The following is a 2297-nucleotide window of genomic DNA, read 5'->3' on the forward strand; positions in this document are numbered from 1 at the left end:
TATAATGATAGATAACCACAAGGCAAACCATGCCTGACTTTAGTAGGAGTAAAACCATGGCTGAAGCAACCGATGTCGTATTAGTAGGCGGCGGCATTATGAGCGCCACTTTGGGCGTATTGCTCAAAGAACTCGAACCATCTTGGGAAATCACCCTGATCGAACGCTTGGAAGATGTAGCGTTGGAATCATCAAATGCATGGAACAATGCCGGTACGGGACACTCTGCGCTGTGCGAATTGAACTATGCGCCTCTGACTGCCGACGGCACGATCGATCCGACCCGCGCCCTCAATATTGCCGAACAATTCCATATCAGCCGCCAATTTTGGGCGACTTTGGTCGAAGAAGGCAAACTGACCGACCGCACTTTCATCAATTCCGTCCCCCATATGTCGCTGGTGATGAACGCCGACCATTGCAGTTATCTGCAAAAACGTTTCGACGTATTCAAAAACCAAAAACTCTTTGAAAAAATGGAGTTTTCTACTGACCGCGCTAAAATCGCCGAATGGGCGCCACTGGTTGTCAACGGTCGTGATGAAAGCCAACCCATTGCCGCCAACTACTCCGCCGAAGGTACGGACGTTGATTTCGGTAATCTGACCCGCCAAATGGTGCAATATCTGCGCGAAAAAGGCGTGAAAATGGAATTCAACCGCCATGTTGAAGACATCAAACGCGAATCTGACGGCGCATGGGTACTCAAAACCTGCAACACTGAAAACCATGAAGACCATTTGACCCTCCGCAGCCGTTTCGTGTTCCTCGGCGCAGGCGGCGGCGCACTGACCCTACTGCAAAAATCCGGTATTCCGGAAGGCAAAGGTTATGGCGGCTTCCCTGTTTCCGGCCTGTTCTTCCGCAACAGCAATCCTGAAACCGTTTCCCAACACAATGCCAAAGTGTACGGTCAAGCTTCTGTTGGCGCGCCTCCTATGTCCGTTCCACACTTGGATACCCGCAATGTGAACGGTGAACGTCATCTGATGTTCGGTCCATATGCAGGCTTCCGCCCCAACTTCCTCAAACAAGGCTCGCTCATGGATCTGCCGATGTCCATCCAAATGGACAACCTCTATCCTATGCTCCGCGCCGGTTGGGCTAATATGCCGCTGACCAAATATCTCTTGGGCGAATTGCGTAAAACCAAAGAAGAACGCTTTAATTCGCTCTTAGAGTATTATCCGGAAGCCAATCCTGACAATTGGGAACTGATTACCGCCGGTCAACGCGTACAAATCATCAAAAAAGACCCGAAAAAAGGCGGCGTACTCCAATTCGGTACCGAAATCGTCGCCCATGCCGACGGCTCGCTGGCCGCATTGCTGGGTGCGTCCCCAGGCGCATCAACCGCCGTGCCTTTGATGATTAAGCTGGTCAACCAATGCTTCCCGGGCCGTATCGAGGCATGGTCAGGCCGTCTGAAAGAATTGGTGCCTGGCTACGGTATCAAGCTGAACGACAATCCGACTTTGGCGGACGAAATCATCAGCCACAACGCGACTGTTTTGGGTATCCATCACTAAATTAAAGCAGACACAAAGGCGGGCATTCTTGCCCGCCTTTTTTCAAACCATTAAAATAGCGGCATTCAGGCCGTCTGAAATCTAATCTGCGGCAGCATGTTGCATGATTCAAACCCGAAAATCAGCCCCAATAGAAAAACGCCATGACCGATATTCTCAACAAAATCCTTGCCACCAAAGCAGAAGAAGTGGCCGCCCAAAAAGCCGCCGTTTCCTTGGAAGACATCAAAGCCCAAGCGCAGGCTGCTGCGTCGGTTCGCAGCTTTATCGGCTCGATCCGTGAAAAACACGCGCAGAATCTGTCTGCCATTATTGCCGAAGTCAAAAAAGCCAGCCCGAGCAAAGGCCTGATCCGTCCTGATTTTCATCCTGCCGAAATCGCCGTTGCCTATGAAAAAGCCGGCGCGGCCTGTTTGTCCGTGTTGACGGACGAACCTTATTTCCAAGGCTCACCCGAGTATTTGAAACAGGCGCGTGCGGCTGTGGCGCTGCCGGTCTTGCGTAAAGATTTCATTATCGACGAATACCAAATCTATCAGGCGCGCGCGTGGGGTGCGGATGCGGTTCTTCTGATTGCCGCCGCCTTGGAAGCCGGGCAACTTGAGCGTTTTGAAGCCGTTGCCCACGAATTGGGCATGACTGTATTGTTGGAGTTGCACGATGCGTCCGAGCTGGAAAAATGCCGCAACATGACCACGCCGTTGTGGGGCGTCAACAACCGCAACCTGCGTACGTTTGAAGTGACCCTGCAACAAACCCTCGACCTCT

2 protein-coding genes are annotated in these 2297 nt (G+C 51.9%); both read left to right on the forward strand.

Annotated elements, in window-relative coordinates; translation table 11 throughout:
• Positions 1–56 precede the first annotated feature (56 nt).
• A complete protein-coding gene (locus ACTHUT_RS18240) occupies positions 57–1529 on the forward strand; it encodes a malate:quinone oxidoreductase (protein WP_049352657.1) in 1473 nt (490 codons plus the stop codon).
• Between the two features lie 143 nt (positions 1530–1672).
• Positions 1673–2297 (forward strand): indole-3-glycerol phosphate synthase TrpC (gene trpC / locus ACTHUT_RS18245; protein ID WP_440419314.1); only part of this gene is annotated, 625 nt, incomplete at its 3' end.

This window comes from Neisseria sp. P0022.S010, assembly GCF_051956635.1.

What these genes read in the sequence shown, in the direction of transcription:
- ACTHUT_RS18240 (WP_049352657.1), top strand. Translation starts at nt 57, where the DNA reads ATGGCTGAAGCAACCGATGTCGTATTAGTAGGCGGCGGCATTATGAGC.